The sequence below is a fragment of the Curtobacterium sp. C2H10 genome (assembly GCF_025407985.1).
In the GTDB taxonomy this organism is placed as follows: Bacteria; Actinomycetota; Actinomycetes; order Actinomycetales; family Microbacteriaceae; genus Curtobacterium.
Genome location: NZ_JABXGF010000010.1, coordinates 1 through 24,758, shown reverse-complemented (window position 1 = coordinate 24,758; position 24,758 = coordinate 1). Strand labels below are relative to the sequence as shown.

The 24,758-nt window shown below is 70.8% G+C and carries 26 protein-coding genes; 18 read left to right on the top strand and 8 right to left on the bottom strand.

What is annotated here, in order from left to right; translation table 11 throughout:
* Window positions 1-40: 40 nt before the first annotated feature.
* The 5 genes from HWD93_RS06580 to HWD93_RS06560 all read left to right on the top strand — a co-directional run bounded on the left by HWD93_RS06580 (window position 41) and on the right by HWD93_RS06560 (window position 6,322).
* Window positions 41-2,209, top strand: a complete 2,169-nt coding sequence (locus HWD93_RS06580; RefSeq protein WP_083403134.1) for an ATP-dependent Clp protease ATP-binding subunit — start codon at window positions 41-43, stop codon at window positions 2,207-2,209.
* An 83-nt stretch (window positions 2,210-2,292) separates the two neighbouring features.
* Window positions 2,293-2,847: a DUF2231 domain-containing protein gene (locus HWD93_RS06575; RefSeq protein ID WP_071294416.1), complete on the top strand. Its 555-nt coding sequence runs from the start codon at window positions 2,293-2,295 to the stop codon at window positions 2,845-2,847.
* 199 nt (window positions 2,848-3,046) lie between these two features.
* Window positions 3,047-4,372 carry a sugar ABC transporter substrate-binding protein gene (locus tag HWD93_RS06570; RefSeq protein ID WP_071294417.1) on the top strand — a complete coding sequence of 442 codons (1,326 nt, stop codon included), beginning with the start codon at window positions 3,047-3,049 and terminating at the stop codon, window positions 4,370-4,372.
* A gap of 4 nt (window positions 4,373-4,376) precedes the next feature.
* On the top strand, window positions 4,377-5,387 hold the full coding sequence (locus HWD93_RS06565) for a carbohydrate ABC transporter permease (RefSeq protein ID WP_083295087.1): 1,011 nt from the start codon (window positions 4,377-4,379) through the stop codon (window positions 5,385-5,387).
* 131 nt (window positions 5,388-5,518) lie between these two features.
* Entirely contained in the window at window positions 5,519-6,322 is an 804-nt protein-coding gene (locus HWD93_RS06560; RefSeq protein ID WP_254790681.1) for a carbohydrate ABC transporter permease, read from the top strand.
* Window positions 6,323-6,329: 7 nt separating this feature from the next.
* Here the strand turns inward: HWD93_RS06560 and HWD93_RS06555 are convergent, their stop codons facing one another.
* Entirely contained in the window at window positions 6,330-8,339 is a 2,010-nt protein-coding gene (locus tag HWD93_RS06555) for an acyltransferase family protein (protein ID WP_071294418.1), read from the bottom strand.
* A 103-nt stretch (window positions 8,340-8,442) separates the two neighbouring features.
* On the opposite strand from HWD93_RS06555, the gene HWD93_RS06550 reads away from it, so the two are divergent.
* The 3 genes from HWD93_RS06550 to HWD93_RS06540 all read left to right on the top strand — a co-directional run bounded on the left by HWD93_RS06550 (window position 8,443) and on the right by HWD93_RS06540 (window position 12,445).
* Complete coding sequence (locus HWD93_RS06550) at window positions 8,443-9,231, top strand: DeoR/GlpR family DNA-binding transcription regulator (RefSeq protein ID WP_070417069.1); 789 nt, start codon at window positions 8,443-8,445, stop codon at window positions 9,229-9,231.
* Window positions 9,228-10,250: a 1-phosphofructokinase family hexose kinase gene (locus tag HWD93_RS06545; RefSeq protein WP_261646397.1), complete on the top strand. Its 1,023-nt coding sequence runs from the start codon at window positions 9,228-9,230 to the stop codon at window positions 10,248-10,250. The genes HWD93_RS06550 and HWD93_RS06545 overlap by 4 nt, the downstream gene beginning before the upstream one ends.
* Before the next feature lie 68 nt (window positions 10,251-10,318).
* Window positions 10,319-12,445, top strand: coding sequence for a fructose-specific PTS transporter subunit EIIC (locus HWD93_RS06540; RefSeq protein ID WP_092384662.1), 2,127 nt, complete (start codon window positions 10,319-10,321; stop codon window positions 12,443-12,445).
* 249 nt (window positions 12,446-12,694) lie between these two features.
* Here HWD93_RS06540 and HWD93_RS06535 read toward each other — a convergent pair whose 3' ends face one another.
* Window positions 12,695-14,407, bottom strand: a complete 1,713-nt coding sequence (locus HWD93_RS06535) for a beta-N-acetylhexosaminidase (RefSeq protein ID WP_261646396.1) — start codon at window positions 14,405-14,407, stop codon at window positions 12,695-12,697.
* A 36-nt stretch (window positions 14,408-14,443) separates the two neighbouring features.
* Between HWD93_RS06535 and HWD93_RS06530 the strand changes: the two genes are divergently transcribed.
* Complete coding sequence (locus HWD93_RS06530) at window positions 14,444-15,586, top strand: ROK family transcriptional regulator (RefSeq protein WP_261646395.1); 1,143 nt, start codon at window positions 14,444-14,446, stop codon at window positions 15,584-15,586.
* 51 nt (window positions 15,587-15,637) lie between these two features.
* On the top strand, window positions 15,638-16,387 hold the full coding sequence (locus tag HWD93_RS06525; RefSeq protein ID WP_254789382.1) for a DedA family protein: 750 nt from the start codon (window positions 15,638-15,640) through the stop codon (window positions 16,385-16,387).
* 4 nt (window positions 16,388-16,391) lie between these two features.
* Here HWD93_RS06525 and HWD93_RS06520 read toward each other — a convergent pair whose 3' ends face one another.
* Window positions 16,392-16,595: a DUF2945 domain-containing protein gene (locus HWD93_RS06520; RefSeq protein WP_070417065.1), complete on the bottom strand. Its 204-nt coding sequence runs from the start codon at window positions 16,593-16,595 to the stop codon at window positions 16,392-16,394.
* Window positions 16,596-16,793: 198 nt separating this feature from the next.
* Between HWD93_RS06520 and HWD93_RS06515 the strand changes: the two genes are divergently transcribed.
* Together HWD93_RS06515 and HWD93_RS06510 are read left to right on the top strand one after the other, a co-directional pair.
* The gene (locus HWD93_RS06515) at window positions 16,794-17,846 is read left to right on the top strand and encodes a serine/threonine-protein kinase (RefSeq protein WP_071294423.1); all 1,053 of its coding nucleotides are present in this window, start codon (window positions 16,794-16,796) and stop codon (window positions 17,844-17,846) included.
* 76 nt (window positions 17,847-17,922) lie between these two features.
* The gene (locus HWD93_RS06510) at window positions 17,923-18,546 is read left to right on the top strand and encodes a phosphoribosylanthranilate isomerase (protein ID WP_070417063.1); all 624 of its coding nucleotides are present in this window, start codon (window positions 17,923-17,925) and stop codon (window positions 18,544-18,546) included.
* A gap of 32 nt (window positions 18,547-18,578) precedes the next feature.
* Here the strand turns inward: HWD93_RS06510 and HWD93_RS06505 are convergent, their stop codons facing one another.
* From HWD93_RS06505 to HWD93_RS06495, 3 genes are all read right to left on the bottom strand, one after another.
* Complete coding sequence (locus tag HWD93_RS06505) at window positions 18,579-19,337, bottom strand: HAD-IIB family hydrolase (RefSeq protein ID WP_071294424.1); 759 nt, start codon at window positions 19,335-19,337, stop codon at window positions 18,579-18,581.
* Between the two features lie 80 nt (window positions 19,338-19,417).
* Complete coding sequence (locus tag HWD93_RS06500) at window positions 19,418-19,852, bottom strand: acyl-CoA thioesterase (protein WP_083295084.1); 435 nt, start codon at window positions 19,850-19,852, stop codon at window positions 19,418-19,420.
* Window positions 19,853-19,930: 78 nt separating this feature from the next.
* Window positions 19,931-20,527 (bottom strand): nitroreductase family protein, encoded by a 597-nt coding sequence (locus HWD93_RS06495; protein WP_229085370.1) that lies wholly within the window; start codon window positions 20,525-20,527, stop codon window positions 19,931-19,933.
* 73 nt (window positions 20,528-20,600) lie between these two features.
* Here HWD93_RS06495 and HWD93_RS06490 point away from each other — a divergent pair, with 73 nt between their 5' ends.
* Together HWD93_RS06490 and HWD93_RS06485 are read left to right on the top strand one after the other, a co-directional pair.
* Complete coding sequence (locus HWD93_RS06490; protein ID WP_070419252.1) at window positions 20,601-21,524, top strand: AEC family transporter; 924 nt, start codon at window positions 20,601-20,603, stop codon at window positions 21,522-21,524.
* A gap of 62 nt (window positions 21,525-21,586) precedes the next feature.
* A complete protein-coding gene (locus HWD93_RS06485) occupies window positions 21,587-21,994 on the top strand; it encodes an aldehyde dehydrogenase (RefSeq protein WP_071294427.1) in 408 nt (135 codons plus the stop codon).
* Window positions 21,995-21,998: 4 nt separating this feature from the next.
* Here HWD93_RS06485 and HWD93_RS06480 read toward each other — a convergent pair whose 3' ends face one another.
* Both HWD93_RS06480 and HWD93_RS06475 read right to left on the bottom strand, forming a co-directional pair.
* The gene (locus tag HWD93_RS06480; RefSeq protein WP_070417059.1) at window positions 21,999-22,256 is read right to left on the bottom strand and encodes a hypothetical protein; all 258 of its coding nucleotides are present in this window, start codon (window positions 22,254-22,256) and stop codon (window positions 21,999-22,001) included.
* A gap of 96 nt (window positions 22,257-22,352) precedes the next feature.
* Window positions 22,353-23,189, bottom strand: coding sequence for an exodeoxyribonuclease III (locus HWD93_RS06475; RefSeq protein WP_070417058.1), 837 nt, complete (start codon window positions 23,187-23,189; stop codon window positions 22,353-22,355).
* A gap of 143 nt (window positions 23,190-23,332) precedes the next feature.
* On the opposite strand from HWD93_RS06475, the gene HWD93_RS06470 reads away from it, so the two are divergent.
* The 4 genes from HWD93_RS06470 to HWD93_RS06455 form a co-directional block, all read left to right on the top strand.
* The gene (locus HWD93_RS06470) at window positions 23,333-23,779 is read left to right on the top strand and encodes an Asp23/Gls24 family envelope stress response protein (RefSeq protein WP_070419251.1); all 447 of its coding nucleotides are present in this window, start codon (window positions 23,333-23,335) and stop codon (window positions 23,777-23,779) included.
* Entirely contained in the window at window positions 23,776-23,967 is a 192-nt protein-coding gene (locus tag HWD93_RS06465) for a hypothetical protein (RefSeq protein WP_070417057.1), read from the top strand. Before HWD93_RS06470 ends, HWD93_RS06465 begins: the two co-directional genes overlap by 4 nt.
* A complete protein-coding gene (locus HWD93_RS06460) occupies window positions 23,964-24,332 on the top strand; it encodes a hypothetical protein (protein ID WP_071294428.1) in 369 nt (122 codons plus the stop codon). Before HWD93_RS06465 ends, HWD93_RS06460 begins: the two co-directional genes overlap by 4 nt.
* Window positions 24,329-24,758 (top strand): hypothetical protein (locus tag HWD93_RS06455; RefSeq protein WP_261646394.1); only part of this gene is annotated, 430 nt, incomplete at its 3' end. The genes HWD93_RS06460 and HWD93_RS06455, both read left to right, overlap by 4 nt.

Genomic DNA, 24,758 nt, shown 5'->3' with positions numbered 1-24,758 from the left:
GACTCAACTACAGGACCACCGCAACGAAAGGACGGAACGCATGGCGAACCTCCAGGGCGCTCCTGACTCGCAAGAGCGACAGAAGACCGCCCTCGAGCAGTACGGCGTCGACCTCACGGCGATCGCCCGCAACGGCAAGCTCGACCCGGTGATCGGGCGGGACGCCGAGATCCGGCGCGTCTCCCAGGTGCTGACGCGTCGCACCAAGAACAACCCCGTGCTCATCGGGGAACCCGGCGTCGGCAAGACGGCCGTCGTCGAAGGACTCGCCCAGCGGATCGTCGCGGGTGACGTCGCCGACTCCCTCAAGGACAAGCGGCTCGTGTCGCTCGACATGTCCGCCCTCATCGCCGGCGCGAAGTACCGCGGCGAGTTCGAGGAGCGGCTCAAGGCCGTGCTCAAGGAGATCAACGACTCTGACGGGCAGGTCATCACGTTCATCGACGAGCTGCACACCCTCATGGGCGCCGGTGGGGGCGAAGGGTCCGTGGCCGCGTCGAACATGCTCAAGCCGATGCTCGCGCGCGGTGAACTCCGGCTCATCGGCGCGACGACGCTCGACGAGTACCGCGAGTACATCGAGAAGGACGCCGCCCTTGAGCGGCGCTTCCAGCAGGTCTTCGTGGGGGAGCCCAGCGTCGAGGACACCGTGGCGATCCTCCGCGGCCTCAAGGAGCGCTACGAGGCGCACCACAAGGTCACGATCAACGACTCCGCGCTCGTGGCCGCGTCGAGCCTGTCGAACCGGTACATCTCCGGGCGGCAGCTGCCCGACAAGGCGATCGACCTCATCGACGAAGCCGCGAGCCGGCTCCGGATGGAGATCGACTCGAGCCCGGTCGAGATCGACGAGCTCAAGCGCACCGTGGACCGGTTGCGCGTCGAGGAGTTCGCGCTGAAGCAGGAGAAGGACGACGCGTCGAAGGCTCGGCTGGAGACGCTGCGGGCCGAGCTCGCGAGCCGCGAGACCCTGCTCGGCGAACTCGAGCAGCGGTGGCAGGCCGAACGCGCCAGCCTCAACCGCATCGGTGAACTGAAGCAGCAGCTCGACGACCTCAACATGCGCTCGCAGCGGGCACAGCGCGAGGCCGACTACGAACTCGTGTCGCGCATCGAGTACAGCGAGAAGCCCCGGATCGAGGCCGAGCTCGCCGCCGCCGAACAAGCTGAGCAGGCCGACCGGATGGTGAACGACAGCGTCACCGACGAGGACATCGCCGCCGTGATCGCGCAGTGGACGGGCATTCCCCTCGGGCGCCTGCTGCAGGGCGAGACCGAGAAGCTCCTGCACCTCGAGAACGAACTCGGCCGCCGGATCATCGGGCAGCGCTCCGCCGTCTCGACCGTGTCGGAAGCGGTCCGTCGCACCCGCGCGGGCATCTCCGACCCGGACCGTCCGACGGGCTCGTTCCTGTTCCTGGGCCCCACCGGCGTCGGCAAGACCGAGCTGGCCAAGGCGCTCGCCGAGTTCCTGTTCGACGACGAGAAGGCACTCGTCCGGATCGACATGAGCGAGTACGGCGAGAAGCACTCGGTCGCGCGGCTCATCGGCGCCCCGCCCGGGTACGTCGGCTACGAGGCCGGCGGGCAGCTCACCGAGACCGTCCGGCGTCGCCCGTACTCCGTGGTGCTGCTCGACGAGATCGAGAAAGCCCACCCCGAGGTCTTCGACGTGCTCCTGCAGGTCCTCGACGACGGCCGCCTGACCGACGGCCAGGGCCGGACGGTGGACTTCCGGAACACGATCCTCATCCTGACGTCGAACCTCGGGTCGCAGTTCATGACCGACCAGTCGATCACCGACGTGCAGCGCGAGGAGGCTGTCCGCGAGCTCGTCCAGCAGGCCTTCCGCCCCGAGTTCATCAACCGACTCGACGACATCGTGGTGTTCCAGGCGCTCACGCAAGAGGACCTCGGCCAGATCGTGTCGCTCTACGTCGACCGGCTCGCACGCCGGCTGACCGACCGCCGACTGGAGCTGGCCGTCACCCCGGACGCCCGGGCCTGGCTCGCCGAGCGCGGGTACGACCCGGTGTACGGAGCGCGTCCGCTCCGTCGGCTCATGCAGCGGCAGATCGACGACCGGTTGGCGCGGGCGATCCTCGCCGGTGACGTGCGTGACGGGGACACCGTCCGCGTCGACGTCGCCGCAGGCGGCGATGAGCTGACGGTGGAGCCGTTCGAACTCGCGGAGATCGTCGAGGAGTAGGCGGCGCACTGGACGTGACGGCCTGGAGGTGCGGTGCCGGTTCCTGGGACCGGTACCGCGCCTCCAGGCCTACCGTCCAGGGCATGCCTGGGATCCGAGCGTTCCGTCGCCTCACCGACGCCGTCGAGCACGCGAGCGTGCTCGACAAGGCTGTCGACATCGATCGTTCCGTGGTGAACGCCCTCGCGAAGCCGAAGGCACTGCGCCAGCTGCTCCACGGCGTGCCGTTCGGGCACCCGCTGCACCCGCTCATGGTGCAGGTACCGCTGGGTGCGTGGATCTCGGCGGCGGTGCTCGACCTGATCGGCGGGAAGGGGAACGCGCGGGCGGCGAAGACCCTCGTCGGTGTGGGGCTGGTGTCGTCGGGCAGCGCCTCGGTGGCCGGCTACGTCGACTGGTCGGAGCTCGATCGTGAGCAACTCCGCACCGGTTGGGTGCACCAGGCCGTGAACTGGGTGGGCATCTCGCTGTACGGGCTGTCGTGGATGCAACGGAAGTCCGGGAACCACGGGGCAGGCAAGCTCCTCGGGTTCGCGGGGCTCGCGGTCGTCGGCGTCGGCGGGTACCTCGGTGGGCACCTGGCCCACCGGCAGCGTGCGGGTGTGAGCAAGCACGGCGAGGTGCCGTTCGACGCCTGAGCGCGGGTGCTGATCATGCCTGGTCATGACCAGTTCGTCAAGCGCCGTCGATCATCCGTTCCACATCCGTGATCCCCCGGAAACATGCGGATCGCGATTGTCCACAGCCTGCCGGTTCGTGGTTGACATCCCCGCGTGATGGGTCTTTACTCACCATTACGCAACGTCCTTTCATAAAGGTCGGACCAAGGGAGTCAACGTGACACGCACGCGTTTCGCCGCACTCGGTGCGCTCGCCCTCGCAGGCGCGCTCGCCCTCACCGGGTGCTCCGCCGGAAGCAACGGAGCTTCCGACGGCGGCACGAAGTCCATCGGCACACCCGATGGCAAGGGCAAGACCCTCACCGTCTGGATCATGAACGGCGACCTCAGCCCGAAGATCCTCGACGTCGCCGAGAAGCAGTTCACCAAGGCCACCGGCGCCAAGGTGAAGCTGCAGCTCCAGCAGTGGGACGGCATCACCACGAAGCTCACCACGGCCCTCGCACAGAAGGACGCGCCGGACGTGGTCGACCTCGGCAACACGCAGGTACCGGTGTACGCGGCGACAGGTGGCCTGATGGACCTCTCGCCGTACAAGGACGAGCTGGCCGACGGGCAGACGTGGCTCTCCGGGCTCGAGGGCCCGGCGACCGTGGACGGCAAGCTGTACGGCGCCCCGCTCTTCGCCGGCAACCGTGCGGTGATCTACAACAAGAAGATGTGGGCCGACGCCGGGGTGACCGACGTCCCGAAGTCCTACGACGAGCTCACGGCCGACCTCGACAAGGTCAAGGCGAAGAACCCGCAAGCGGACTTCTCGGCGTTCTACATGCCGGGGCAGTACTGGTACGGCGGGCTGCAGTGGGTGTGGGACGCCGGTGGGCAGATCGCCACCGAGAAGGACGGCAAGTGGAAGGGCGCGATCGACTCCGCCGACGCCGTGAAGGGCCTCACCGCGTGGAAGGACTTCCAGAACTCGTACTCGGCGAAGTCCACGCAGGACATCAACACCGACAAGCCGGCCGAGTCCGACGTCTTCGCACAGGGCAACACCTCGGCGATCCTCGGGTCCGCGTGGGAGATCGGTTCGATCACCACGGCGAAGCCCGAGCTCAAGGACCAGATCGGCACCTTCGCGATGCCGTCGAGCACCGCGGGCAAGACGCAGCCGGTGTTCCTCGGTGGCTCGGACCTCGGCATCCCGTCGAAGTCCGCCAACCAGGACCTCGCGCTGTACTACACGAAGATCCTCACCTCGAAGAAGTTCCAGCAGGACCAGGTGTTCGGGGTCGACGGCTGGGAGCCGAACTCCACGCAGCTGCTCGACGCGGTCGCCGGTGACGTGGACGAGCTCCACAAGCCGTACTTCGCGGCCGCTTCCACCAGCCGTCCGACGCCGGCGACCCCGGGCTGGGCGACGATCGAAGGCGACTCGACGTTCCAGACGATGTTCGCGGACGTCGCCACCGGTCGGAAGACGCCGAAGCAGGCAGCCGAGGGCTTCTCGGAGCACCTCACGACCGCGCTCAACGCGCAGCAGTAGTTCGATGACCTCCACTGCGGAGCGGGTCCCCGGTTCGGCGCAGGCCGAGCCGGGGACCCGGCGTGGGTCGACGGGGCGTCGCGGTCCCACCGGGCCGGGCGGCCGCGCAGGACGTCGATCGCTCACCTCGTCACGAGCGCCGCTGGTCCTGCTCGCACCGGCTGCGCTGCTGCTCCTCGCGCTCGTCGTCTACCCGCTCGTCCGCCTGGTCGTCATCTCCTTCCAGGACTACGGGCTGCGGGCGATCTTCACCGGGCAGGCCGGGTTCGCCGGCTTCACGAACTACACGAACGTCCTCACCGACGCCAGCTTCTGGCCGGTCATGCTGCGCACCGTGCTCGTCACGGGCGCGATGGTGATCGGGACCATCGGCATCGGCATGGCGGTGTCCCAGCTGCTGACCCGGCTCGGTGTCGTCATGCGCACGGTCGTGAGTGTCGTGCTCGTGCTGGCGTGGGCGATGCCGAACGTCGCGTCGAGCCTGGTCTGGCAATGGCTCTTCCAGCCCTTCTACGGCGTGCTCAACTGGCTCATCACTCAACTCGGGGTGTTCGGCGACCACACGCAGGACAACTGGGCGTCGAGCCCCGGGCAGGCGCTGACGATCGTGCTCTCGCTCGTGATCTGGCAGGCGGTGCCGTTCGTCGCGCTGACGCTGTACGCCGCGCAGTCCCAGATCGCGCCCGAGTACTACGAGGCCGGGGCGCTCGACGGGGCGTCCGCGTGGGCGATGTACCGCTCGATCACCCTGCCGGCGCTCGTGCCGACGCTGCTGCTCGTCACGATCCTCTCGGTGATCTGGGACTTCAACGTCTTCAACCAGATCTGGCTGCTCACCAAGGGCGGCCCCGAGGACACCACGCTCACCCTCGGCATCTGGACGTTCGTGAAGTCCTTCGTGTCGAACGCGTACGGGCAGGGCGCGGCGATCGCCGTCATCTCGACGCTGATCCTCGGGGCGCTCACCAGCTACTACATCCGCCGGCTCGTCCGGAGCGGGGAGGAAGACCTGTGACGACGACGACCACCCCCGGTGTCACCGGGGCGACCGCTTCCGAGACGCAACCGGACGTGACGGGGGCGGGTCGCGCCTCCAGGCCCGGTCCGATCGCGCCGGTGCGCGCGCGCCGACGCAGGCCGCGGGTCGTGGCGAACACGATCGCGGTGGTCTTCTGCCTGGTCTGGGTGTTCCCGATCTACTGGATGGTGAACACGGCGTTCAAGCCGTCGGACGAAGTGACGACCCTCACGCCGATCTGGCTGCCGCTGCGGCCGACGCTCGAGAACTTCACGCGGGCGCTGACGCAGGACGGGTTCCTCGTGTACCTGCGGAACTCCGCGATCGTGGTCGTGGCGGCCGTGCTGCTGTCGATCGTCGTCGGGTTCCTGGCGTCGGCGGCGCTGTCGCGCTTCCGGTTCCGTGGCCGGCGGGCGATCCTCGTGGCGATCCTCTTCGTGCAGATGATCCCGTCGGGTGCTCTGCTCATCCCGCTGTTCCTGTCGTTCCAGTCGCTCGGGCTGCTCAACAGCTACATCGGGCTGATCCTCGCCTACGTCGCGAGCGTGCTGCCGTTCTCGATCTGGGTCATGCGGGGGTTCTTCGTCGCGGTGCCGGTCGAGATCGAGGAAGCCGCGAAGGTCGACGGTGCGGGGACGTTCCGGATCCTGTGGAGCGTGCTGTTCCCGCTGGTGATGCCGGGGGTCATCGCCACGAGTGTGTTCGCCTTCATCGCTGCGTGGAACGACTACCTGACGGCCTACGTGATGCTCAAGGACCAGGGGATGTACACGCTGCCGGTGTGGCTCGCGGGGTTCTCGACGAACAAGGGGACGGACTTCGGCGGGCTCATGGCGGCGAGTGTGCTGTTCTCGATCCCGGTGGTGATGTTCTTCCTCATCGTGCAGCGGCGGCTCGTGAGCGGGATGACCGCGGGGGCCGTCAAGGGCTGACGCAGGCTCAGCCCGCCGAGCCGATCGCCTCGGCGACCCTCGGCGTGAGCACGGTCGCGACGGTGTCCGTGATGTGGTCGGCGTCACGGTAAGCGAGCACGTTCCACACCACCGGGGAGCACGTCGTTGTGCACAGCCAGGGGAACGGGTCGACCGCGGTGCCGCCCACCGCGCTCACGGCACGACGCTCGGCTTCGGCGATCTCCGGGCGGTGCAGGTCGACCTGCGAGCGGGCGCACGAGCCGACGTCGTCGATCGCTCCGGACAGACATCGGTTCGGGCTCTCCGTCCACCGAGGGGTGTCGTGGACGAGGAGGATCCGAGCGCCGGTGCGCTCGGTGATCGTCGACATCGTCCGGCGGAGTCCGTCTTCCCATGCTCGCTCGAACGAACCGGTGCCGATCCGTGTCGGTTCGTAGCCGGCGGCCGCACTGGACAGCACGACGAGGTCCGGCTCCAGCTCGGCGATCCGCTCGAGTGCGGCTGCTCGCCACTGATCGCACTCGCGGTACTCGCGGCCCAGTGCTTCGGAGGTCACGGGGATGCTCGCCGCGGGGCAGGCGGACTTCGTCATCGGTACGACACGTGCGCCCGAGGCATCGGCCGCTTCGACGACCGGCGTGAACCACTGTGCGGCGTGGGAGTCTCCCAAGAGCACGATCGTCCGGCTGCTGTCGTCGTCGCCGTACGTGCAGGACGTGGGTGCGGTGGCGGTCGATTCTGCATGACAGCCGTCCGCGTAGAGCGCCGGGAGGTCGTCCTCCGCGGATGCCACGGCGGGCGTCAGGTTGGCTGGGACGCCCGCGGGTGATCGCGGCCCGCCGAGCACGTCGGTGGGTGACGGCGTACTCGCCACCACTTCGCCGCGGAGCGTCGGGAGTGCGGTGAGCGGCGCCACTGCAGCAGCGACGACGACGGTTCCCGCAACGAGCGCGACCGGACGGAGTCGGGTGCGCCGAGCCCAGTGACTGGTCCAGCGTTCGAGCAGCAGGTGGCTGCTCCAGCCGAGCGCGACGGTGACGGCGCACGCCGCGACCACCTCGAACGGACGGAGCGGCCGCCCCCAGGCGAGGGTCGGGAGCAGGAGGACCGGCCAGTGCCACAGGTACAGGGAGTACGAGCGGTCTCCGAGCCATCGCAGCGGGGCGGTCGAGAGGAGCGCCGCCGTGCGGTCCGCCGGGAGCGGTGCCACCACGAGGACTGCTCCGAGGACCGGGAGTAGGGTCCAAGCGCTGGGGAAGGGGGTCGCTTCGTCGAACCCGACGTACGAGACCACGATCGCGAGGAGCCCGACGGGCCGGGCGAGACGACCCGCCCAGCGGGGGAGTCGTGCGTCCCCGCTGGCCCGACGGCGGCCGGAACGAGCGACGATCGCGGTGAGCGCTCCCGCACCGAGTTCCCACGTCCGCGTGTGCACGCCGAAGAACGCCCAGGGGCCGCTGATGTCGCTCACCACGATCATCGTGACGAAGCTCAGGACGAAGAGGAGGACGGCGATCGGCAGCAGGACGCGGCGGAGCACCGGGACCGAGCAGAGGAGGGCGAGCACGAGCGCCCACCCGACGTAGAACTGCTCCTCGACGCCGAGCGACCAGAACTGCTGGAACGGACTCGGTGCGTGCGCGGCGAGGTAGTCCGTGCCGGTCGCGGCGAGCTTGAGGTTCTCGGCCCCGAACAGCGCGGCCCAGGCGCTCGTCCGCGCGCCGGTCCGGTCGAGCGGCGGAAGGAGGAAGTGGACGGCGAGGACCGTGCACAGCACCGTGGCCGCAGCCGCCGGGCCGAGGCGCACCAGGCGCCCGACGAAGAACCGACCGAGACGGATGGTGCCCGAGCCCGCGCGCTCCCGGAGGAGGTTCTGGGTGATGAGGAACCCGGAGATGACGAAGAACACGTCGACTCCGGTGTAGCCGCCGTCCAGCCACGGCACACCTGCGTGGAAGAGCACGACGCCGAGCACGGCGACGGCGCGGAGGCCCTGGATGTCCGTCCGCCAATGGGTGCCTGCAGGTGCGTGCATAATAACAGCATATCAAATGTTGAAATACTGACAAGCATGGTTGCGTTTGTGTGGCATCCGGACGTACGCTTCTCAAAACCCACGGGAACGAAGGAGTTCGGGCATGTACGCAACCGAGCGGCACGACGCGATCGCAGCAGCGTTGCAGGACGCCGGCCGCGTGTCCGTGGCCGACCTCGCCGAGCACTTCGACGTCACGACCGAGACCGTCCGCCGTGACCTCGACGCCCTCGAGTCCGCCGGCCTCCTGCGCCGCGTGCACGGGGGAGCGGTCCCGGTCGGCCGATCGAGCGTCGTCGAACTCTCCGTCGCCGAGCGCGAGGGGCAGCACAACTCCGCCAAGTCCGCCATCGCCCGGGCCGCGATGCGCCTCGTCCCGCCGACCTTCACCGGCTCGATCGCCCTCGACGCCGGCACCACCTGCGCCGCGGTCGCCGCCGAGCTCGCCCGGTGGGAGCCCGCGACGGCCGGGGCGACCCTCACGGTCATCACGAACTCGGTCCCGATCGCCGCGACCCTGCAGCACAGCGAGCACGTCGAGCTGCACCTGCTCGGCGGCCGTGTCCGCGGGGTGACGAGCGCCGCCGTCGGGACGGCCACGGTCGAGCAGATCGGCGCGCTGCGTCCGGACATCGCCTTCGTCGGGACGAACGGCCTGTCCGCGGGCTTCGGCCTGAGCACGCCGGACGAGTACGAGGCGGCGGTGAAGGGGGCGTACGTCCTCGCGGCCCGGCGCAGCGTGGTGCTCGCGGACGCGGCGAAGCACGGGGTCGAGGCGCTCATGCGGTTCGCCCGGCTCGACGAGATCGACACGATCGTCACCGACCAGGAGCCGCCGGCCGACCTCGCCGGAGCGCTCGCCGAAGCCGACGTCGAGGTGGTCGTCGCATGACCACGAACACGAACACGACACGCAGCACCATGAGCACCCGCATCGTCACGGTCACCCCGAACCCGAGCCTCGACCGCACGATCGAGCTCGCCGGCGAACTCCAGCGCGGCGCCGTCCAGCGCGCCACCCGCTCCACGGCCGAGCCCGGCGGCAAGGGCGTCAACGTCTCCCGCGTCGTCGTCGCGAGCGGCGGCGACACCGTGGCGGTGCTGCCCGGCGACGAGCTCGACCCGGTGCTGCTCGGCCTCGCGACGCGCGGGATCCCGACCGCGGCACTCCCGATCGGTGCACCGCTCCGCTCGAACGTCACGGTGACCGAGCCGACCGGCACGACGACGAAGCTCAACGAGCCCGGTCCGTCGCTCGCGGGTCGCCTCGAGGACCTCGCGGCACTCGTCGCCGACACCGCCGGTGCCACCGCGACCGGACCCGTCGCACGCTGGGTGGTCCTCGCCGGCTCCCTGCCCCCGGGGCTGCCGGACGATGCCCTCGCGGTCCTCGTCCGAGCCGTCCGGCAGCGCCACGGCGGCGACGTCCGGATCGCGGTCGACTCCTCGGGCGTGCCCTTCACCGCGCTGCTGCAGTCCGGCGAGCGGATCGACCTCGTGAAGCCGAACGCCGAGGAGCTCGCCGAGGTCGTCGGCGGCGACCCGGACGAGTTCGAGCGGGACGTCGACGCGGCAGCGATCGCGGCGCAGCGCCTTCGTGACAAGAACGTCGGCACCGTGCTCCTGACGCTCGGCAGCGCCGGAGCCGTCCTCGTGACGGAGGACGGGAGCTACGCGGCCGCAGCACCCCGGATCGTGGCGCGCTCGACCGTCGGCGCGGGGGACTCCTCCCTCGCCGGCTACCTGCTCGCCGAGGTCGCCGGGCAGTCGCCCGAGCAGCGCCTCGCCCAGGCCGTCGCCACCGGAGCGGCAGCCGCCGCCCTCCCCGGCAGCGACGTCCCCGCCCTCGACCACACCGACCCGTCGGGCATCGAGGTCCGAGCGCTCGAGCGAGCGCCCGAACCCGCCTGACCCACCCCCGCACACACACTCAACCCCGCAGCACCCGCGCCCCCAGCGCCATTGCAAAGGAGCAACCCATGTCCGTCAACACGAGTCCACGCCTCATCAGCGTCCAGCTCGTCGGTCTCGACGAGGACCTCGGCGCCACCTCGAGCGACGTCATCCGCGTCCTCGCCGACCGCGTCGCCGCGACCGGCCGCGCGGCGGACGGGGCGTCCCTCGCCGCTGACGCGATCAAGCGCGAGGCCAGCGTCGGCACCGGCGTCCCCGGTGGCATCGCGATCCCGCACGCCCGGTCCGCGTCGGTCTCCGAGCCGACCCTGGCGATGAGCCGCCTCGCCCGCACGGTGTCGTTCGGCGCCCCGGACGGCGACGCCGACATCGTCTTCATGATCGCCGTGCCCGAAGGGGCCGACAAGGACCACCTCACGGTCCTCTCGACCCTGGCCCGTGCGCTCATCCGCGAGGACTTCACCGCCGCCCTCCGCGCCGCCGCCACCCCGCAGGAGATCGTGGACCTCGTCGACCGCGAGGTGAGCGGTGAGGTCGCGCAGGCCGGCGTCGGCACCGCGAGCAGCGCCTCCAGTGCGACCGCCACCGGCCAGGAGGCGCGACCCGCCGCCGCCACGCACGCCGCGGACGGCGACGCGGCCGGGTCCACCGCCGGAGCACGCAAGGTGCTCGTCGGCGTCACCGCCTGCCCGACCGGCATCGCGCACACCTACATGGCAGCCGACGCCCTCGTCGCCGCGGCCCAGCGCGCGGGTGCCGAGATGCACATCGAGACGCAGGGGTCCTCGCAGGTCGAGCCGCTCGACCCGGCCCTCATCGCCCGTGCCGACGCCGTCGTCTTCGCGGTCGACGTGGACGTCCGCGACCGTGGCCGCTTCGCCGGCAAGCCCCTCGTGGCCGGCCCGGTCAAGCGCGGTGTCGACGAGCCGGACAAGATGATCGCCGAGGCCCTCCGTGCCGCCGACGACCCGAACGCCGCACGCGTGCACGGCAACGCGGCCGAGGCCGGCTCGAGCACCGCCAAGGACGAGCACTTCGGGCAGGCGCTCAAGCGCTGGCTGCTCACGGGTGTGAGCTACATGATCCCGTTCGTCGCGGGCGGCGGGCTGCTCATCGCGCTCGGCTTCCTGCTCGCCGGGTACGGCATCGCGCTGACCCACGGTGACTCGGGGCAGAACAACGCGGTCTACACGCTGACGAACTACACGCTCCTGAACCTGCCGCCGGAGGGTCTGGCGTACTACCTCGGTGCCGCCGCGTTCCAGATCGGTGGCGTGTCGCTCGGGTTCCTGGTGGCAGCGCTCGCCGGGTACATCGCCTACGCCATGGCCGACCGACCCGGCATCGCGCCCGGCTTCGTCGCCGGTTCGATCGCCGTCTTCATGAACGCCGGGTTCCTCGGTGGCCTGATCGGTGGTCTCATCGCCGGTGCCGCCGCCTACTGGATCGGCCGCATCCCGACCTGGCGTTGGCTGCGTGGCCTGATGCCCGTCGTGATCATCCCGCTGTTCGCGTCGATCATCGCCTCGGGGCTCATGCTGCTCGTGCTCGGCGGTCCCATCGCCTGGCTGATGACCCAGCTGACCGAGTTCCTCAACTCGCTGTCCGGTGCCTCGGCGATCCTGCTCGGCATCATCCTCGGCCTGATGATGGCATTCGACCTCGGCGGCCCGGTCAACAAGGTGGCGTACGCGTTCGCCGTCGCCGGCCTCGGCGCCGGATCCGCGACGAACGTCGTCCCGTTCGAGATCATGGCGGCCGTGATGGCCGCGGGCATGGTCCCGCCGCTGGCCCTGGCGCTCGCCTCGACCGTGCTCTACCGCAAGGGGTTCACGAAGCCCGAGCGCGAGAACGGCAAGGCCGCGTGGCTGCTCGGTGCCTCGTTCATCTCCGAGGGTGCGATCCCGTTCGCCGCCGCCGACCCGCTGCGCGTCATCCCGGCGTCGATGGTCGGTGCTGCGGTCACTGGAGCGATCTCGATGGCTGCCGGCGTGACCTCGCGGGCGCCGCACGGTGGGATCTTCGTGTTCTTCGCGATCGGGGACGTGGCGATGTTCATCGTCGCGATCCTCGCGGGCACCGTGGTGTCGGCGCTCGTGCTCGTCGGGCTGAAGAAGTGGGTGCGGCGGGCGCCGGCGGCCGACGCCGCCGTGTCCGAGACGGCGGACGACCGCGTGGCCGTCGCCGTGTAGTGGTCGTCACCGCCTGATTGACGGGCGCGCCCCGCTCAGCGGCAACGCGAAGCGTTGCGCGGGGCGCGCCGACCGAGCCTGCGAGGGAGGGGTGCCGGCTGGCACCGCGCCTCCCGTCCATCCGTGGTCGCGACCACCGCACTTCGTGAGCAGGAATGGTCGGGTGGGCAGGCGGGACCCGACCGTTTCTGCTCACGAAACGCAGCGCGCGCCAGCGCGCGCCAGCGCGCCTGCGCGGGCGGCCGGGCCTCAGTCCGCGATGTTCGCCGTGACGGCGTCGATGTAGGCCGCACGCTCCTCGCGCGAGTGCGGCCGCCCCGGCACCCCCGGCCGCTGCTCCCACGGGAACGGCCCGGCGTCGTGCCGGTACTCGATCCCCATCGCCTCGAGCCGTGCGAGGTGCTCGGCGAGCCGCCCGCGGAACTCGGCGACGTCTCGGGGCCCGGTGACGTCGGCCGACCAGAGCGCCTCGGCGAGGGCGGCGACCCGCGGGAAGAGCTGGTAGTCGAGCTTGCGGGCGGTGTCCACGTGCTCGGTCCACATGTTGCCCTGGCCGCCGATCACGTGGGCGCGCTCGGCGTCGGTGAGGTCCGCCGGCACCGGGTCGAAGGCGAACACGTCGTCGACGGACAGGACGATCGACACCGGGATGGGCTCGGTCTCGAGGTCGCTCTGTCGGTAGTCGAGGTACACCTGGTCGTCCGGGGCGGAGATCACGTCGTGGCCCCGCTTCGCCGCGGTCCGGGCGCCGGTGAGCCCGCGCCACGAGAGCACGGTCGCGGACTTCGAGAGCGTGCCGCCCTCGAGGATCTCGTCCCACCCGAACGCCCGCCGCCCGTGCGACTCGACGTGCGCGGCGAGCCGGCCGATGATCCACGCCTGGAGCTGCTCCTCGTCGTCGAGGCCGAGCTCGCGGATGCGTTCCTGCGTGCGGGGGTCGTCCTCCCACTGGACCTTGGGGCACTCGTCGCCGCCGACGCCGATGTACTCGGAGGGGAACAGGGCGATGACCTCGTCGAGGACGTCCTGGAAGAAGGTGATCGTGGACTCCTCGGCGTTGAGGACGTCCTCGGCGATGCCCCACTCCGTCCACACGTCGATCGGCTCGCCCGAGACGCCGAGCGACGGGTAGGCGGCGAGGGCGGCGCGGACGTGCCCGGGCGTCTCGATCTCGGGGACGACGGTGACGAACCGGTCGGCCGCGTAGGCGACGATCTCGCGGATGTCGTCCTGGGTGTAGTAGCCGCCGTGCGGACGGCCGTCGAACGCCGCCGGGTGCAGCACCCCGTCGGCGTCCGGCACGTGCGCCCCGACCTGCGACTCCTTCCGCCACGAGCCGACCTCGGTCAGGCGCGGGTACTTCCGGATCTCGATGCGCCACCCCTGGTCCTCGGTGAGGTGGAAGTGCAGTCGGTTGAGCCGGTGCGCGGCGAGCTGGTCGATCACCCGCATGACCTCGTGCTTGGTGCGGAAGTGCCGGGCGACGTCGAGCATGACGCCGCGCCAGGCGAACGCGGGGGCGTCCTCGACGGTGACCGCCGGGACCGTCCACGGGCCGGTGCCGACCCGGCCCTTGCGGTAGACGTCGGCCGGCAGCGACTGCAGGAGCGCCTGGACGCCGTAGAACACGCCCGCCGGGCCCCCGCCGGTGATCTCGACGCGGTCGGCCGTGACCAGCAGCCGGAACGACTCGGAGCGGTCACCGGCCGGTCCGGTGGGGAGCGTGTCGTCGTCGGCGACACGGAGTGCGATCACGTCCGTGCGCACGGTGTCGACCCCGGCCGCGTCGTCGGCGTCGCGCACCGGCAGCCCGGTCGACCCCCGCAGGGTCTGCTGCAGGTACAGTCGGACCGACTCGCTCGCGGCGTCTGCGGCGATGCGGGTCGACGGGGTGATCGCGAAGGCGCCGGCACCCGGTTCGGTGCGGCGCGGCCGTGGGATGAGCATGTCGGAGTCCACCATTCCTCAATGATCTTTCGTAATATGGAGGCTATGGCCGTGGACGAGACCGTGTCAACGCTTCCGAACGGTGTCGTCGGCAGCACACCGGGGATGCTCCGACTCATCAACTCGCGTGCGCTCCTCGCGGAGCTCTTCCGTGACGACGGCTCGCACACCGTCACCGAGCTCGGGCAGACCGTGGGCCTGTCACGCCCCACGGTCGAGGCGGCGCTGGCCGACCTCGTCGACGAGGGGTGGGTCACCGAGGCCGAGGCGATCGCCACGCCGAACAAGGCGGGTCGCCGCGCGAAGCGGTTCCGCGCGGACGCCGGGGCCGGGTCGGTGCTCGGGGTCGACCTCGGGCTGCACGGCATCGTGGGGCTCCGCTCGGACCTCCGCGGTCGGCAGCTCGCCCGGGTCGAGGAGGTCTACACCGACCTCGCCTCCGCCGAGCAGGCGTGGGAGAGCGTGCAGGACGTCGTCCGTCGTCTGGTCGAGGGCACCGACCCGTCACGGCTCCTCGCCGCCACCTTCGGGGTCCCGGCCGTCGTGGACCGTTCCGGCGAGATCGACTACACCGTCGCGGTCCCGCAGTGGGTCGAGCGACGGGTCCCCGGCCGGATCGGCGACCTGTTCCCCACGGCCACCACGTTCTTCGACAACGACGCCAAGCTCGCCGCCACCGCCGAGGCGATGTGGGGACGCTTCCGCGGCGTGCGGGACGGCCTGTACCTGGTGATGGGTCGCCAGATCGGCGCGGCCTACCTGGTCGACGGCTCCCTCGCACGCGGTGCGCGCGGGGCGGCCGGCGAGATGGGCGGCCTGGCATCGACCGGCTGGCCCGGCGCACCCGCCCGACTGGAGGCGCGGATCGCCCCCGGTACGGACGTCGAGTCCGTCATGGCGTCGGCCGGGCAAGGCGACCCGGACGCCGCCGCGGCCGTGCGGGCGCTCGCCGCGGACGTCGCGCCCGGGGTCGTGCAGCTCATCGCGACGATCGACCCCGAGGTGGTCGTCGTCGGGGGCGAGGTCCTGCCCGCGGCCCCGGTGTTCTGCGAGGCCCTGACCGAGATCGTCACGCCGCAGCTCCGGCACCCCGTCGAGATCGTCCCGTCGACGGTCGGCCGCGACGCCGTGGCCCGCGGCGCCCTCGCCCGTTCCCTGACCCACGTCCGGACGACGCACATGGGACTCGGCTGACGTCCAGGCTGCGTGCCGGGTCCTGACAGGGCACTCAGGCACCATCGGGGGATGACGACTGCCGTGGCTGCGCCTGCCCACACCATGACCGTCGCCGCCGGCGACTCCGCCGCGGACCCCGAGATGGGCGGGCTCTCCGGCCTCGTGCTGCAGCTCATCGACGCCCTGGGGGAGTGGGGCGTCGCGCTGATGCTCTTCGTCGAGACGGTCTTCCCGCCGATCCCGTCCGAGGTGATCCTGCCGTTGGCCGGGTTCCTGGCGGGTGCCGGCCGGATGAACCTCGTGCTGGTCCTCCTGCTCGCGACGCTCGGCTCCTACCTCGGCGCGCTGGTGCTGTACTGGCTCGGCGCCGTCATCGGCTTCGAGCGGACGACGCGCTGGCTCGGCAAGCTGCCCCTCGTCGACGAGGACGACTTCCGCAAGGCGGCGGACTGGTTCCACCGGCACGGCAAGAGCGCGGTCTTCTTCGGCCGGTTCGTCCCGATCGTCCGCAGCCTCATCTCGCTGCCGGCCGGAGCGGACCGGATGCACCTCGGGACGTTCTCGGTGTTCACGATCATCGCGAGCGGGATCTGGAACAGCGCCCTGGTGCTGCTCGGAGCGGCCTTCGGGACCCAGTACGACAAGGTCGAGCAGTACACCGAGTGGATCGACCGGGTCCTCTACGTGGCGATCGCCGTGGTCGTGGTGACGTTCGTCGTCCGGCGGGTCCGACGCATCCGGGCCGAGCGGAACCAGCGCACCGAGCACGGCGCAGTGGCTGCCCGAGGCCGTCGTCGCGCCGAGCCCGCCGGCGACTGAGCGCTCACGCCTTCGTCAGCGCCGACTCCTTGTGGGCGGCGCGCTTGCCGGACTTCTCCGACTCGACGATCCAGTACGGGTCGTCGTCGCTCGGCTTGAACGACTGGCCGTCGAACTCGAAGTCCGAGACCCGCTTCTGCACGAGCGTGCCGGTCGTCTTCCCCTGCGACGTGTTCCAGTGCACGGTGTCGCCCTTCGACAGCGCCATGGTGTCCTCCTTGCGTGATCGCGCACCTGTTCGGACGTCGGACTGTACCCCGATGCATCCGCATGAACACAGGGAAGTAGGCCGATCACGATGTCATAACGTCCGCGCGGATCACGGGGCGGCCGCGTACCGTAGTGGGTGAGTCACCACGTTGGCAACTGCCACGGAACACCGGCTCCGGACGGAACGACATCAGCCATGACCCTGCTGAACGACACACGGTCGGAAACGGTCCTCTCGGGCCGCTACCGCCTCGTGAAGCTCATCGGCACGGGCGGCATGGGATCCGTCTACGAAGCACGTGACGAGCACACCTACCGTGCCGTCGCCGTGAAGCTCTTCGCCACGCCCGAGTCGATGACCACGGCCGACCGGGTCCGCCAAGAGCGCGAGATCCGGCTGCTCAGCATGCTGTCGCACCCGGGGCTCATCCCGTTGTACGACGCCGGCACCCACGACTTCGAGGACGGTCCGCACCGGTACATCGTGATGGAGCTCATCGCGGACACCACGCTCCTGCGTCGGCTCGCCGGGGGCGCCCTGCACAACTACGAGGTGGCCGACCTCGGGGCCCAGCTGGCCGACGCGCTGGCGTACGTGCACTCGCGCGGCATCGTCCACCGCGACGTCAAGCCAGCGAACATCCTCATCAGCGACGAGGGCTCGTCGGGCTTCGCGCGCACCGTGAAGCTCACCGACTTCGGCGTCGCCCACTTCGTCGACGGCTCGCGCCTGACGAACGACGGCACCATCATCGGCACGGCCGCGTACCTCAGCCCCGAGCAGGTCGCCGGGGAACCGATCGGCTTCGCCACCGACGTCTACTCGCTCGGACTGGTGCTGCTCGAGGCCCTCACCGGCAAGCAGGAGTACTCCGGCACCCTCATCGAGGCGGCACTCGCACGGCTCCGCCACGACCCCGAGATCCCGGACGGCATCGCGCCGGAGTGGCGGGACCTCCTCGCGAAGATGACCGCGCGCAACCCCGACCGCCGCCCGACCGCGGTGGCGATCGCGAACGCCCTCCGCGGTGGTTCGGCCCAGATCACCGGTCCGGTGCCGCTGGGACCGCAGCGCGTGAAGCACAAGCGCGACCACCGCCTGCACCGTGCCGCGCACCGGCACGCCAAGCGCGGGACGTTCGTCACCGTGCGGCGCTGGCGGCGGCGGAACGTGCTCGTCGGGTCGTTCGCGGCCTTCGGCGTCCTGGTCGCCTGCGGGGCGTCCTACGTCGCCGGCACCCTGCACTAGGCCGGTCGCACGGCCGCCGCGCACCCCGTACCGGCGGCCGCTCCGCACCTCCGGGGTCCCTGGCAGGATGGACGGCATGACCGACCAGCGATGGATCAAGATCTGCGGACTGTCGACCCCTGCGACCGTGGACGCCGCCATCGACGCGGGTGCGGACGCGGTCGGGTTCGTCTTCGCCGCCGGCAGCCCCCGGACCGTGACGGCGGACCTCGCGAAGGAGCTCGTCGAACGGGTGCCGGACGGCATCGACGCGGTCGGGGTCTTCCGTGACCAGGAGATCGACGAGGTCGTCGGCATCGCCTCGGCCGTGGGGCTCACCACGCTGCAGCTGCACGGCGGCGAGTCAGCCACGGACTTCGCGCGCGCCCGTGACGCCGGGTTCTTCACGATCCGGGCGGTCGCGGCCGAGGACTACCTGGCCGAGACGCCGGAACAGCGCGCGTCCTACGACCACGACCTGCTCCTGCTCGACGCCGCGGTGCCGGGCAGTGGGCGGCTCATCGACCCCGCCTCGATCACGGGGAAGGTCGACGAAGCGTGGATCCTCGCGGGCGGGCTGACGCCGGCCAACGTTGTCGCGGCGATCGAGTCGCTCGACCCGGACGGCGTGGACGTGTCGAGCGGTGTCGAGTCCGAGCGCGGCGTGAAGGACGAGGCGAAGATCCGGGCGTTCGTCGAGGCGGTCCGCAGCATCCCCTGAGTGGTTCGCCGCGCCTCCCGTCCGTCGGCGCGTCAGCGCAGGGTGGGGATCAGCTCCGTGAGGAACGCGTCGGTGTCCTCCCAGCCCTCGACCGCGTGGCAGGGGACGCCGAGGGCCTTCACCGGGTAGTCGTTGCCCTCGGGGTCGAGGCGGTCGCCGACGAACAGCATGTCGTCGAGCGCGACGCTCGTGATCTCGGCCAGGCGCTGCATGCCGTACGCCTTGTCGATGCCCTTGCGGGTGATGTCGACGCTCGTCGAGCCACCGGAACGGACCTCGAGGTCGGGCAGCTCGGCCTGGACGCGCCGACGGAGCTCGTCCTTCTTCGCGCCCGTCGGGTCCCACTGCTTCTTCACGTCGACCGGAGCGGACTGCCCGAGCGCGGAGAACGTGATCTGGGACCCGCGGTCCTCGAGGATGGGGCCCCACGTCTCGGACTCCCAGAAGCCGGCGGCCTTTGCCTCGGCCTCGACCGCGGCCAGGGCGCGCGCCTTCTGCTCGTCGGTGAGGTCCTCGGCGTACTGGAGCGCCCAGTCGTCGCCGGTCCACCGGTAGTAGGCGGTGCCGCAGGTCGGCAGGAGGTGCAGGTCGTCGAGCACGAGCCCGTCGCGACGCCGCAGGGGTGCAACGAGCTGCTGCTCGAACTGCTGGAAGTTGCCGCCGGAGATCACCGCGACCGGCACGACCTCGAGCAGGGACGCGAAGGTCTCGAGCATCCGGGGGTCGAGCGCGGACTTCGAGGGGGCGAGGGTGTCGTCCAGGTCGAAGGCGACGAGGCGGGGCGTGGTCATGCCCCGATCCTGCCAGAGGCCCCCGATCACATGCCGGGTGCGATGCCCTGCCCGGACGGCGCTGCGCGATGTCTGCGGTGTCACGCGCGGTGCGTGGCGGGCACCCGGTCGCGGTCGTACGTGATGTCGGTGTAGCCGTGCGGCGCCGGGGAGCCGTCCTCGTCGAGGTTGACGAACACGACCTCGTCGATGGTGAGGATGCTGCGGTGCGTGAAGAGGTTCCGTGCCTCGGCCCGCATCGTCAGCGAGGTGCGGCCGAAGCGGGTGGCGACGAGACCGATCTCGACGATGTCGCCCTCGCGCGCCGACGACACGAACACGATCTCGGACATGTACTTCGTGACGACCTTGCCGTTGCCGAGCTGGATGATCGCGTAGACGGCGGCTTCCTCGTCGATCCAGCGGAGGAGGCTGCCGCCGAACAGGGTGCCGTTGGCGTTGAGGTCCTCCGGACGGACCCACTTGCGGGTGTAGAAGTTCATCTCGGGGCCGGGGGTGTTCGCGTCGTGCTGCATGTCAGTACATGCTACGCCCCGCCGCACACGGCAGCGGCCGCACCCCGGTGGGATGCGGCCGCGTGCGGTGGTGCAGGACTACTCCTTGACGAGCACGACCTCGTCGAGGGGGAGACGGGTGCGCGGGGCGACCTCGCGCTCGGCGGCCTTGTCGTCGAGCTGCGACGGGTCCGCCACGGTGCCGATCGCGGTGACCGTGTAGGGCAGGAACCGCTCCGGCAGGTCGAACGCGGCACGGAGGCCCTCGGCGTCGATGCCCGCCATCTGGTGCACGTGCAGACCCTCGGCGTGCGCCTGGACGGTCAGGGCCGCGAGGGACTGGCCGAGGTCGTACTGGGCGAAGGGACGCTCGTCGCCGTCCTCGGTCACGGTCTCGAGCACACCGACGACCAGGGCGCTGGCGCGGAAGGCCCAGGCGGCGTTGAAGCCCAGCAGGTTCTCGTTGATCTTCCGGAACGTCTCCGTGCCACGGCGGCCGGCGACGAAGCGGCGCGGCTGGAAGTTCATGGCCGACGGGGCCCAGCGAGCGGCTTCGAGGACCGCGTCGTACGCCGCGTCGTCGATCGTCGCGGTCTCGTCGTACGAACGGGGGCTCCACCGCTCCTCGAGCAGGGGGACGAGGGGCTGGCTGGAGTCGGTCGAACGCGTGAGCGTGCTGGAGTTCGTCGAGGTCATGGTGGGCACAACGGTATTCGATGCGTTCGCATTTCCGGCCTGAGCAACGTCACATGGTGCAAGGATGGAGCCGATGGGTGGCGTGTTGACCGGGTTCGCGATCATCGGCGCGATCATCGCCGCCGGGTACGTCGTCGGACGCATCGGACTGCTCGGCCAGCACGCCCAGTTCGTGATGAGCCGACTCGCGTTCTTCGTGCTCATGCCCTGCCTGCTCTTCCACACGATCGCCACGGCGGACATCCACGTCCTGCTGTCGCCGATGCTGTGGGTGTCCCTGCTCAGCGCGGTCGTGGTGGCCATCGGCGCCGGCGTGGTCTTCCGGGTCGTCCTGCGCCGGCCGCTCACGACCACGACGGTCGGGGCGCTCGCCGCGAGCTACGTCAACGCGAACAACATCGGGCTGCCGGTCGCCGTGTACGTCCTCGGGCAGGCCACCGCGGTCGTGCCGGTCATCCTGCTGCAGCTCATCGTGCTCGCGCCGATCGCGCTGACGATCCTGGACACCGCGACCTCGGCGGGCGGGAGCTGGTGGCGCCGGGTCTCGGGGCCGTTCCGGAACCCGATCATCATCGCCTCGCTCGTGGGCCTGGTCTTCTCGGCGACGGGCATCGACCTGCCGACGCCCGTGCTCGAGCCGTTCTCGCTCGTCGGGGCAGCCGCCGTGCCCGTGGTCCTGCTGTCCTTCGGGATGAGCCTGCACGGTGCGACCCCGCTCCGCGACCCGGCGATCCGGACGGACGTCATCGTCGCGTCGGCGATCAAGCTCGTCGTGATGCCGGCCGTGGCGTTCGTGTTCGCCCGGTTCGTGTTCGGGCTGGGGGACCAGGACGTCTTCGTGCTCACGACCCTCGGGGCGCTGCCGGCAGCGCAGAACGTCTTCAACTACGCGCAGCGGTACGGGGCGGCGGTGCCGGTCGCGCGGGACGTGGTGCTCATCTCGACGATCGGTTCCGTGCCGGTGCTGGTCGCGGTCGCCGCGCTCCTGCACCCGTAGTCGCGTGACGCATCGGGGCGGCGCGTACCGTGGGCGCCACCGAACGGAAGAGGAGGTCCCCGATGGACACCATGGCGATGATGAAGACCATGTCCACGAGCGAGATGCCCGTGGCGATGGACGCTGAGCTCATGCAGGACACGATGATGGCGATGAACGCCGCGTCGATGGCCGCGACGATGTGCTCCGCGAGCGACATGCAGATGGGTGCCGACATGGCCACCTGTGCCGCGATGTGCTCGAACACGGCGATGATGGCCGACACCGGCATGCGGATGATGATGCGTCCGATGGGCATGGACGCCGACAGCATGCGCGCGATGCTCACGGCCTGCGTCGCGATGGGCACGGCGTGTGCAGCCGAGTGCCGCAGCCACGCGGACATGGACGAGTCGTGCCGCTACTGCGCGATGGCGTGCGACGAGATGGTCGCGAAGTGCGAGGCGATGATGGCCTCGATGACCGCCTGACGCGTCACGCGGTGCGCGCGGTGGTCTTCCGACCGCCGGCGCTGAGGATCTCCGCGGCCGGGTGGTGGGCGACCGGGTCGCCGACCGACACGAGCGTGTCGGCGTCCGCCACCCGCAGCTGCGTCACGCCGCCGTCGAGGAACGCGACCACCACGTCGGCGGGGCGTGTCTCGACGACGATGCCGTCCCTCCAGGCGCGGGGCGTGGCGTCGGCCATGACGCGCTGGATCGGAAGGATCGTCGACGGGGTCGTGCGGGACATGGCTTCACCTGCTCTCGAAGGGGTTCGGTGCAGGCAACGTACGTCGCTGGGTCCGCCCCGCTCAACGAGGGCGGACGCGGGGAGTAACAGAATGCGTCAGAAGATCATCGGCCGGTCGTCGTCGAGCGAGGTCTCGAGGTCGAGGTCGACCGACACCGGGACGTGGTCGCTCGGCGCGTCACCCTTCCGCTCGTCGCGGTGGATGCGGGCGTCCGTCACGACGTCCGAGAACGCCTGCGAGCCCATGATGAAGTCGATGCGCATGCCCTCGTTGCGGGGGAAGCGCAGGGACTTGTAGTCCCAGTAGGTGTAGCCGTCCGGCACGATCGGGCGGACGACGTCCTGCAGCCCACGCGCCTCGAACTCCCGGAAGGCCGCGCGCTCGGGTTCGGTGACGTGCGTGTGCCCCTCGAAGACCGAGACGTCCCACACGTCGGAGTCGAGCGGCGCCACGTTCCAGTCGCCCATCAGCGCGAGCGGCTGCTCGGGGTGCGCCGTGAGCCACTCCGAGGTGCGGTCGGCCAACTGCCCGAGCCAGTCGAGCTTGTACGTGTAGTGCGGGTCGCCGACCTCGCGCCCGTTCGGCACGTAGAGGCTCCACAGGCGGACGCCGTCGACCGTGACACCGAGGGCGCGGGCCTCCACCGGGAGGTCGGGCCCCTCGTGCCCCTTGAGGAACCCGGGCTGGCCGGGGAAGTCGCGGGTGACGTCCTCGAGCGGGAGTCGGCTGGCGAAGGCCACCCCGTTCCACTGGTTCAGGCCGTGCGCCTCGACCTGGTACCCAGCGGCCTCGAACGCCTCGACCGGGAACTGCTCCGGCTTGCACTTGATCTCCTGCATGCCGAGGACGTCGACGTCCTCGCGCACCAGCCAGTCGACGATCCGACCCACTCGGGTGCGGACGGAGTTCACGTTCCAGGTCGCCACGCGCATGGGTCCGAACCTACCGTGCGCCGGCCCGGCGGGGCTCCCCGCGCCGGCCCGGCGGGGCTCCGCGCGCCGGGCCGTGCTCCCGGGCGGAGCACGGCACGATGGTGTTCGCTGGACACCAGGACGAGACTGCATCGGAGGCACTCATGGCATCGACGACGAACCGCGTCGACGGGACCGCGACGACCGGCACCACGACGACGCAGGTCACCACCAAGGGTCGGACGATCATCGACGACACGGTCGTCGCGAAGGTCGCCGGCATCGCCGCCCGGGACGTCCCCGGCGTCTTCGCGCTCGGCGGCAACGCGGCCCGGGCGTTCGGCGCGATCCGTGACGCGATCGGCTCGAGCGCGCTCGGCCAGGGCGTCCGCGTCGAGGTCGGCGAGACACAGGTCGCGGTCGACCTGACGATCGTCGTGGACTACCCGACGCCGATGATGGACGTCGCCACCGCGGTGCGCGCGGCCGTCACGACCGCGGTCACCGAGCTCGTCGGGCTCGAGGTCACCGAGGTCAACATCGCCATCAACGACGTGAACATCCCTGCCCTCAACGGTGTCGCCGACGACGCCGAGGGCCGCGTCCGGTGAACGCCACCGTCGTCGGCATGGGCGTCGGCGCACTGCTCGCGATCGTCGCCGTGACGCTCGGCGCCTGGGCGTTCGTCGTGGTCGCCGTCTGCATGCTCGTGGGCGGGATCGTCGCCCGCATCGTCACCGGCGACGTCGACGTGCGCCGACTCCTCGACGTGCTGCGCGGACGCCGGAGCTCGTCGTGAGCACGCCCGCCGTCGCCGGTCCCGGCAGCGGCGGACGGGTCCCCGGCTCCGACCGGATCGGTTCGGCAGCCCTCGTGCACACCGCGCAGGCGGTCGCTGCGGAAGCGCTCCGGGTGCCGTTCCAGGAGGCGCGTGCCCGGGTCGCCGACGACGGCCGCGGTGGGCTGGCGGTCGAGATCACCGCACCGCTCGCCGTGCCCGTACTGGGGAGCCACGCGGTCCCCGACGAACCCGTCACCACCTCGGCGCACCGCGCCCGCGGCACGATCGCCGAGCGGCTCCGCACCATCACCGGCCGACAGGTCGAACGGGTGACCGTGACGTTCTCGTCGTCCGTCGTCGACACCCCGAGGAGGGTCCGGTGACCGAGCGTTCCCTGCCGCCCGGCCCGACCCACGACCGGGTGTACCGCCGGATCGTCCGCCGCGAGACGAACGCCTCGCGGTCGGGAGCGGTCGTCGTGGCGATGCTCGTCACCCTCGTGCTCGCCGCGGCCGCCGTGTTCGCCGCCGCACTCGTGTTCCTCGACCAGCGTGCGCTCGGTGTCGACCCCCGCGCGGTCGTGGACGCCGCCGCCCGGGCGCCCCGCGGACTCGACGCGACCGTCGTGGTCGGCATCGCGGCGATCGTCGCGCTGGTCGGTCTCGTGTTCCTCGCGCAGGGCCTCCTGCCGCAGCGTCGGCCCCGGCACGCGATGTCGTCGTCGCGGCTCGCCGTGGTCGTCGACGACGAGGTGCTCGCGTCGGCCGCCGCGCGGGCCGCGCGGTCGGCCACCCGGCTCGGTCCGGACG

Bases quoted from the DNA above. Each gene is read 5' to 3' on its own strand.
- HWD93_RS06555 (WP_071294418.1), bottom strand. From the start codon at position 8,339: ATGCACGCACCTGCAGGCACCCATTGGCGGACGGACATCCAGGGCCTC.
- HWD93_RS06545 (WP_261646397.1), top strand. From the start codon at position 9,228: ATGACCACGAACACGAACACGACACGCAGCACCATGAGCACCCGCATC.
- HWD93_RS06480 (WP_070417059.1), bottom strand. From the start codon at position 22,256: ATGTCCCGCACGACCCCGTCGACGATCCTTCCGATCCAGCGCGTCATG.
- HWD93_RS06575 (WP_071294416.1), top strand. From the start codon at position 2,293: ATGCCTGGGATCCGAGCGTTCCGTCGCCTCACCGACGCCGTCGAGCAC.
- HWD93_RS06550 (WP_070417069.1), top strand. From the start codon at position 8,443: ATGTACGCAACCGAGCGGCACGACGCGATCGCAGCAGCGTTGCAGGAC.
- HWD93_RS06470 (WP_070419251.1), top strand. From the start codon at position 23,333: ATGGCATCGACGACGAACCGCGTCGACGGGACCGCGACGACCGGCACC.
- HWD93_RS06485 (WP_071294427.1), top strand. From the start codon at position 21,587: ATGGACACCATGGCGATGATGAAGACCATGTCCACGAGCGAGATGCCC.
- HWD93_RS06490 (WP_070419252.1), top strand. From the start codon at position 20,601: ATGGGTGGCGTGTTGACCGGGTTCGCGATCATCGGCGCGATCATCGCC.
- HWD93_RS06500 (WP_083295084.1), bottom strand. From the start codon at position 19,852: ATGCAGCACGACGCGAACACCCCCGGCCCCGAGATGAACTTCTACACC.
- HWD93_RS06565 (WP_083295087.1), top strand. From the start codon at position 4,377: ATGACCTCCACTGCGGAGCGGGTCCCCGGTTCGGCGCAGGCCGAGCCG.
- HWD93_RS06510 (WP_070417063.1), top strand. From the start codon at position 17,923: ATGACCGACCAGCGATGGATCAAGATCTGCGGACTGTCGACCCCTGCG.
- HWD93_RS06515 (WP_071294423.1), top strand. From the start codon at position 16,794: ATGACCCTGCTGAACGACACACGGTCGGAAACGGTCCTCTCGGGCCGC.
- HWD93_RS06525 (WP_254789382.1), top strand. From the start codon at position 15,638: ATGACGACTGCCGTGGCTGCGCCTGCCCACACCATGACCGTCGCCGCC.
- HWD93_RS06505 (WP_071294424.1), bottom strand. From the start codon at position 19,337: ATGACCACGCCCCGCCTCGTCGCCTTCGACCTGGACGACACCCTCGCC.
- HWD93_RS06535 (WP_261646396.1), bottom strand. From the start codon at position 14,407: ATGGTGGACTCCGACATGCTCATCCCACGGCCGCGCCGCACCGAACCG.
- HWD93_RS06580 (WP_083403134.1), top strand. From the start codon at position 41: ATGGCGAACCTCCAGGGCGCTCCTGACTCGCAAGAGCGACAGAAGACC.
- HWD93_RS06520 (WP_070417065.1), bottom strand. From the start codon at position 16,595: ATGGCGCTGTCGAAGGGCGACACCGTGCACTGGAACACGTCGCAGGGG.
- HWD93_RS06495 (WP_229085370.1), bottom strand. From the start codon at position 20,527: ATGACCTCGACGAACTCCAGCACGCTCACGCGTTCGACCGACTCCAGC.
- HWD93_RS06475 (WP_070417058.1), bottom strand. From the start codon at position 23,189: ATGCGCGTGGCGACCTGGAACGTGAACTCCGTCCGCACCCGAGTGGGT.
- HWD93_RS06540 (WP_092384662.1), top strand. From the start codon at position 10,319: ATGTCCGTCAACACGAGTCCACGCCTCATCAGCGTCCAGCTCGTCGGT.